Genomic DNA, 6,649 nt, shown 5'->3' with positions numbered 1-6,649 from the left:
CTGCAGCACCGTGCGGCGCGTGGGGGGCACCGGGCGCCGCACGGGGACGTGCACGTAGCGCGTGAGGCACAGGACGGACGGCAGGGGCACGGAGACGTGCTCGGAGTGCAGCACCCGGCCGTCGGTCTCCAGCACGGTCGCCTTGCCGGACATCACGAGCACCACGGCACGCCGCAGGCTCACGATGCACAGCGGTTCCATGCTGGCGTTGAGCAGCAGGGTGCGGGCGCCGGACGCGATCAGCCCCGGTGAGCCGACCTCGGACACTGCCCCACCGACGGCCTCGGTGGACAGCTTCGTGGCATTCATGAGCACGGCGTTCTCCCGACCTCGGGGGTCGGACCGGCTGGCTGCCGGCCCGGCGAAGCGAAGCAACAGCGTGGTGCACGGCCAGAGTACGCGCCGCCCCGGACCCAGGGCCGCACCCGGTGCCGGAGTGCGACGAGGCCCCGACGACTGGTGTCGTCGGGGCCTCGTCGGCGAAGAGGTGGTCTCAGCCGATGCGGATGAAGACCGGCGAGCTCTGCCAGATGGCGCGGAACTGGACCGTCTTGCCCGGGCGGGGCGAGTCGATCTGGTCGTTGCCACCGGCGTAGATCGAGATGTGACCGGGGCTCCAGATGAGGTCTCCGGGCCGCGCGTCGGCCCGGGAGACGATGGTGCCCGCGGCCTTCTGGCCCGACGAGGTGCGCGGCAGGGTGATGCCGAGCTGCGCGTAGACGTAGCTGGTGAAGCCCGAGCAGTCGAAGCCCTCCGGGGTGGTGCCACCGCTCATGTACGGGGAGCCGACGTAGCGCGCAGCAATCTCGAGGACGGCGTTGCCGGAGACCGACTGCGGGACCGCGGCGGTGGTGGCCTTGACCGCGGTCGTGGTGGCGGTCGCGGCGCGGGCGGCGCTGCGCGACGTCGTGCTCGCGGCGCGGACCGGCTCCGGCGGCGGGGCCGGCTTCTCGGCCGTGACGACCGGTGCGTCGAACGTCCACGCGGCGTCGACCGGAGCGGTCACCACCGGCGAGGTGTTCAGCACGGCACGCGCCGAGGCGGTCAGCGCGGCGGTGTCGACGGCAGGCAGAGCCCCGGCGTCACCACCGGTGGCGGCGCTGGCGGACGAGCCCAGCATCGAGACGACGAGTCCCGAGGTCCCGACGACGACAGCAGTACGGCGTCCGACGGTTCCCATCTGGTCCGAGGCGGCCGAAGCGAGCTCGGTCAGTGGCGTCGAAGGACGGCGCGCCGCACGATGGCGGGCGCGAGTGGTGCTCACGGTCACGCGTTGCCTCTCCTGATGCCTACGAGGTCAGCTGTCGGGTTCGGGTGGGAGAACACCCGGCCGCGTCCCCGATCGAGATCGGTTCTGCGGCTTCACCCCAAGGACACCGAACTTCCGGTGCCCGCAATTGGGTCCCCCGCCCCTGCCGGCGGTCAGTGCGGACCTCGTGGCGGCGGCAGGGTTAGGCGTTCCGCTCGAGGGCTTTCCTGGAGGAGGGTTCCGGGGAAGCAGGTCGAACGTACAGGACCCTCCCCGCGATTGTCACGTTCCGATCACGAGAGATCTCGTTCTTGTTGGACGGCCGTCCTGCAGACCGGCGCGGATCGCCGAGGTGACCTGCAAAGACGCCGATCACGGGCGTGGGAGCGCGCGCACAGGACACCCGCCGAGGCCGTGGCGAAGATCACGGCCGACATCGCTTGACACCGGCCAGGGCTCCGCGGGGAGGGGCCGGTGGGGCTCAGCGCGTCCCGACGAAGATGTGCCGCGCGACGTCCTCGGGCAGGTCCAGGACGGTCTCGGAGCCCGGGCGCGACACCGTCACGGTGCCGTCGCTGCGCTCGATCACGATCTCCTCGTGCGGCAGCACGCCCGCCTCGGCCAGCCGAGTCAGCAGCTCGACGTCCACCTGCAGCGGCTCCGCGATGCGCGCGACCACGGCCCGCTCGGTGCCGTCAGTGCCCGCCTCGCCGCGGTACGACACGAGGGACGTCACGCCGTCGAGGAAGGTCTCCCGCGTCGTCTCCTCGCCGATCTCGCCCAGGCCCGGGATCGGGTTGCCGTACGGGTCGAAGTGGGGGTGGTCGAGCAGCGACGCGAGCCGCTTCTCCACGCGCTCGCTCATGACGTGCTCCCAGCGGCACGCCTCCTCGTGCACGTACGGCCACTCCAGACCGATGACGTCCGTGAGCAGGCGCTCGGCGAGACGGTGCTTGCGCATGACGCGCACCGCCTTGCCCTCACCCACCGCGGTGAGCTCGAGGTGGCGGTCGCCGGTGACGACCACGAGGCCGTCGCGCTCCATCCGGGCGACCGTCTGCGACACCGTGGGGCCGGAGTGGCCGAGCCGCTCCGCGATCCGGGCGCGCAGGGGGGTGATGCCTTCCTCGGTGAGCTCGTAGATCGTCTTGAGGTACATCTCCGTCGTGTCGATCAGGTCGCTCACTGCTCAGGCCTCCCGCGTCGCGTCATCGTCGCGTGGCACCCACCCGCTCGGGAGCGGGGCGCCACGCTGTGCACAGGTTAGTTGGTCGGGCCGACAGCCGGGGTCCGGCACCGCCTATCCTCGCCTCGTGCCCGCTGCTCACGACATCACGATCCCCGCGCACCTGCTGCCCGCGGACGGACGCTTCGGCTCCGGCCCCTCGAAGGTCCGGCAGGCCCAGGTCGACGTGCTCGCAGGCCCGGCCGCCGCGCTGCTGGGGACGTCCCACCGCCAGGCGCCGGTGCGCGCGCTCGTCGGTCGCGTCCGGGCGGGGCTCGCCGCGCTGCTCGACCTGCCCGCCGGGTACGAGGTCGTCCTCGGCAACGGCGGCTCGACCCTCTTCTGGGACGTCGCGACGCTCTGTCTGATCGAGGACCGCGCTGCCTTCGGCACGTTCGGGGAGTTCGGTGCCAAGTTCGCCGCCGCCGCAGCCCGCGCGCCCTTCGTCGGTGAGCCCGTGGTCACCTCCGCGGCACCCGGAGGCGTCGCTGTGCCCGCCTTCGCGGACGGCGTGGACGCCTACGCCTGGCCGCACAACGAGACGTCGACCGGCGTCGTCGCGCCGGTGCGCCGGGTCACCGGGTCGCGCGAGCAGGGTGCGCTGGTGCTGGTCGACGGCACCTCGGGAGCGGGGGGCCTCGCAGTGGACGTCGCGCAGACCGACGTCTACTACTTCGCGCCGCAGAAGTCCTTCGCCTCCGACGGTGGCCTGTGGCTCGCCGCCGCGTCGCCCGCCGCGATCGAGCGGGCCGCGCGCGTGGAGGCGAGCGGGCGCTGGGTCCCGGAGTCGCTGTCGTTCACCACGGCGCTGACGAGCTCGCGGCTGGACCAGACGCTGAACACCCCGGCCATCGCCACGCTGGTCCTCCTCGCCGAGCAGCTCGACTGGATCCTCGGCAACGGCGGCCTGGCCTGGGCGGCGCAGCGCACGGCGACCTCCGCGGGGCACCTGTACGGCTGGGCGGAGTCGCGGGACTGGGCGACGCCGTTCGTCGTCGACCCGGCGCTGCGCTCCGACGTCGTCGGCACCATCGACCTCGACCCGGAGATCGAGGCGCCCACGGTCGCCCGGGTGCTGCGCGCCCACGGGGTCGTCGACGTGGAGCCCTACCGCAAGCTGGGCCGCAACCAGCTGCGGGTCGCCATGTACCCGGCGGTCGAGCCGGACGACGTGCTCGCGCTCACCGCCTGCATCGACCACGTGGTCGAGCAGCTCACCTGACACCTGGCATGACGACGCCCGCCTCCCGTGGTCAGCACGGGAGGCGGGCGTCTGTCGTCGGAGCGGACGCTCAGACCGTGCGGCGACGGCGGGCGATCGCCACCAGCGCGACGGCCAGAGCGCCGATGACGACGAGTCCGGCGCCCAGGGCGGCCAGCGGACCGGCGTCAGAGCCGGTGGCGGACAGCACGGCCGAGGTCGGGTTCGAGGCGAGGACCTCTTCGCCCGGGGGGTTCGTGTTGCAGTTCGGGCTCGACGGCGGGTACGCGACCGACATGGTCGCCTCGGGGTTGACCTGGAAGAGGACGCTCACGCTGGGACGGACCCAGTCGAACTCGTCACCCTCGACCCAGGAGCCGTCGGACAGCTGCGTCCAGCCCGGCCAGTCGATGCCGCGGCCGCTGGAGTCCTGGACGGCGCCCGGCCAGTTGACCGTGCCCTCGAGCGGCAGGTCGGCGTAGACGACGTCCGGTCCGGTCGGGTTGATCCAGGTGATGGTCACCGTGGTGTTCGGCGTGCCGATGGCGACGACCTTGTACCTGAGCTTCGGCACCTCGTTGTCGCACACGGGCGTGAGGATCTGGACGTCGAGCTCGCAGGCACGCGGGACGCCGTACGAGTCGGTCGGGTTCACGCACCCGTCGTTCAGCTCGACGGTCGGGCTGGGCGTCGGGACGACGACAGCCTGGGCAGGCAGCGTGCCACCAAGGCCCACGAGGACCGCGATTGTCGCGACGAGCGCGCCGCGGATGAGTCTGGCCATGATGGGATCGCCCCCGTCTAGGAATCGGACATTTCGCACTCATTGTGGGCGCTGGGGCGGCGGATGCGGCAGGACTTATCGGGTGATTTCGTCCTAAAGGTCCGTTTCACCCGTTTGCGTCAGCAGGTGGCGGTGACGAACCCCGGGCTGGTCAGCGTGGGGGTCGTCCACACGGACACGACGCCGTCCCGGACCGGGACCACCACGCGGTACGTCTCCGACTCGCCGGGCGCGAGGGTCGACGTGACCACCTGGACGTCGCGGCCCGCGACCGTGGCGGTGGTGCCCGAGACGAAGCCCTCGTCACGGCCCAGGGCCTGCAGCGGCGCGCCGACCGGGGCGTAGACGGTGACGTTGGTGGCCAGGTCCCCCACGGGCAGCCCCGTGGGTGCCGTGCCCGTGACGTACAGCGGCAGCGCGGAGAGGTCCGCAGGAGGGTCGTAGTCGAGGTCGAGGCGCACGGTCGCCGTCGGGTCGGCACCGCTGCACCGCAGGTCCTCGACCGTGACCGCCGTCGTCAGGTAGTAGCCGAGCTTGCCCGCGGTGCCGTCGTTGAGGAACACCCCGACGGCGTCGGGGAAGTCACCCGAGAGGAACGCCGCGCCGATGGTCGTCTCCGCCAAAGTCGCCTGCTCCTCGGGGTGTGCGGACCACAGCCGGATCCGCCCCTCGCTGCCGGCGCGAGCCAGCGCCGTGACCAGCCCCTGCTGGTCGCCCTGGCCTGCGCCGACCGCGCGGAAGATGGAGCCCGCCACACCCGCGTAGAACGTGTCCGCGGCCGCGGGGTCGGCGATGTCGCGGTAGGCGTCGCGCAGCAGGACCTGGAGCAGGTCGTCGGCGGCGATGGTGCTGCCGCCGGGTTCGGTGACCGGTCCGGTGGCCTCCAGCACGTAGCGGGCGCCCACCGGGTCGGCGGCGATGACGCCGTCGACCGTCTGGCCCATGTCCCGGGCCCAGCGTGCGGAGAGCAGCTGTGCGCTGCGCGGGAAGTCCGGCGTGATCACGGCGTCCTGCACCCAGCGGCCGAGCCGGTCGGTGTCGACGACCAGCTCCTCGTCGGTGAGCGGGAGGACCGGGGTGTCGATGCCCTTCAGGTCGATGGTCGAGCGCTGGTCGGTGAGCGAGATCGCGCCGTCCTGCGCGTGCAGCACCGCGAACGCGCCGACGATGCCGCCCGCGCTGCGCAGCTCCGCCGAGTTCAAGGAGACCAGCAGGTAGGTGCGCGGCCCGTCGGCACCCAGCATGGGCGGCAGCAGCGTCGCCACCTGCGCCCCCGCGTCCAGCGCCCCCGCCACCTGGCTCATCCCGTCCTGCAGCTCCTCGACCGGCCCGACCAGCTGCGGGACCAGGGCCCCGGTGTCGATCGCGGCCACCGCCGTCTGCGCCTGGTGCGCGCCGGCCGCCGCCGAGACGATGTCGGGGGCCGCGGCGAGCAGCGGTGCCAGGTCGATGCGCCCGTCGGCACCCGGCGCCTGCCGGGACGCGAGCAGGTCGTCGACCTGCTGGAGCGCCGGCAGCGCGTCGCGCACCACGTCGTCGAGCGACACGGTCACGACGCGGACCGCCTCCAGGTTCGCTCCCGCCCACGGCAGGCTCTCCGCGAGCCGCCAGACCGGGTCACCGCTCGCGGTGCGCGCCGTCGCCAGGTCCTCCCGGAGCTCCGGGAGGCGCGCCTCGAGCTGGGAGGCGTCACCGTCGGCGACGTCGGCCTGGAGCTGCTGGACGACGTCCTTCGCGGACAGGAGCGCGGTGCCCGCCTGGTAGCCGCGGAACGCGAGCCACCCGACGGCGAGCAGCAGGAGGACCAGGACGGCGAGCAGGCCGAAGGCGACGCGACGCGCGGTGACCCGACGAGGCGCCGGTGCAGCGGGCGCCGGGTCGTCGACGGGCGCGCGCGGGTGGTCGACGGGAGCGCTCACCACCCGAGGGTGACATCCCGGACAACCCGGACGGCACCGCGCCGGTGCAATTCACCCGGGCAGCCACCCCGTCGGCCGTGCCGGCGGTCAGCCCCCGGGGACGTACCCCACGACATCGATCGCGACGTCCACGACCTGGCCGGGGAACATCTCGGAGTAGACGTTCACGATGCCGTCCGCCGGGAGAGCCACCACGACGAGGTTCGAGATGGCGCGTCCGGGCACGTAGTTGATGTTCGACGCCGCCGGGGGCGTCGAGGACCCGGCCTTG

Annotated in this window: 6 protein-coding genes, 1 pseudogene and 1 riboswitch; of the genes and pseudogenes, 1 reads left to right on the top strand and 6 read right to left on the bottom strand. The window is 72.9% G+C overall.

The window, feature by feature from the left end; translation table 11 throughout:
• From CTE05_RS19940 to CTE05_RS19930, 3 genes and pseudogenes are all read right to left on the bottom strand, one after another.
• Positions 1 to 309, bottom strand: a pseudogene (locus CTE05_RS19940) (hypothetical protein); the annotation flags it as partial.
• Between the two features lie 184 nt (positions 310 to 493).
• Entirely contained in the window at positions 494 to 1,180 is a 687-nt protein-coding gene (locus CTE05_RS19935) for a C40 family peptidase (RefSeq protein ID WP_186814950.1), read from the bottom strand.
• A gap of 92 nt (positions 1,181 to 1,272) precedes the next feature.
• Positions 1,273 to 1,438: riboswitch (cyclic di-AMP (ydaO/yuaA leader) on the bottom strand.
• Between the two features lie 292 nt (positions 1,439 to 1,730).
• Positions 1,731 to 2,435: an iron-dependent transcriptional repressor DtxR gene (locus tag CTE05_RS19930; protein ID WP_146848041.1), complete on the bottom strand. Its 705-nt coding sequence runs from the start codon at positions 2,433 to 2,435 to the stop codon at positions 1,731 to 1,733.
• A gap of 127 nt (positions 2,436 to 2,562) precedes the next feature.
• Between CTE05_RS19930 and serC the strand changes: the two genes are divergently transcribed.
• Positions 2,563 to 3,696, top strand: coding sequence for a phosphoserine transaminase (serC, locus tag CTE05_RS19925; RefSeq protein ID WP_146848040.1), 1,134 nt, complete (start codon positions 2,563 to 2,565; stop codon positions 3,694 to 3,696).
• Between the two features lie 70 nt (positions 3,697 to 3,766).
• Here serC and CTE05_RS19920 read toward each other — a convergent pair whose 3' ends face one another.
• The 3 genes from CTE05_RS19920 to CTE05_RS20420 form a co-directional block, all read right to left on the bottom strand.
• Entirely contained in the window at positions 3,767 to 4,459 is a 693-nt protein-coding gene (locus CTE05_RS19920; protein ID WP_146848039.1) for a peptidase, read from the bottom strand.
• Between the two features lie 119 nt (positions 4,460 to 4,578).
• Complete coding sequence (locus CTE05_RS19915) at positions 4,579 to 6,378, bottom strand: DUF4012 domain-containing protein (protein WP_146848038.1); 1,800 nt, start codon at positions 6,376 to 6,378, stop codon at positions 4,579 to 4,581.
• Positions 6,379 to 6,465: 87 nt separating this feature from the next.
• Positions 6,466 to 6,649: hypothetical protein (locus CTE05_RS20420; RefSeq protein WP_186814949.1), on the bottom strand; the 184-nt coding region annotated here is incomplete at its 5' end.

Source organism: Cellulomonas terrae, assembly GCF_007990265.1.
In the GTDB taxonomy this organism is placed as follows: domain Bacteria; phylum Actinomycetota; class Actinomycetes; order Actinomycetales; family Cellulomonadaceae; genus Cellulomonas; species Cellulomonas terrae.
Note: the sequence above shows the minus strand (reverse complement) of the source record. Positions and strands in the feature narration are given on the sequence as shown.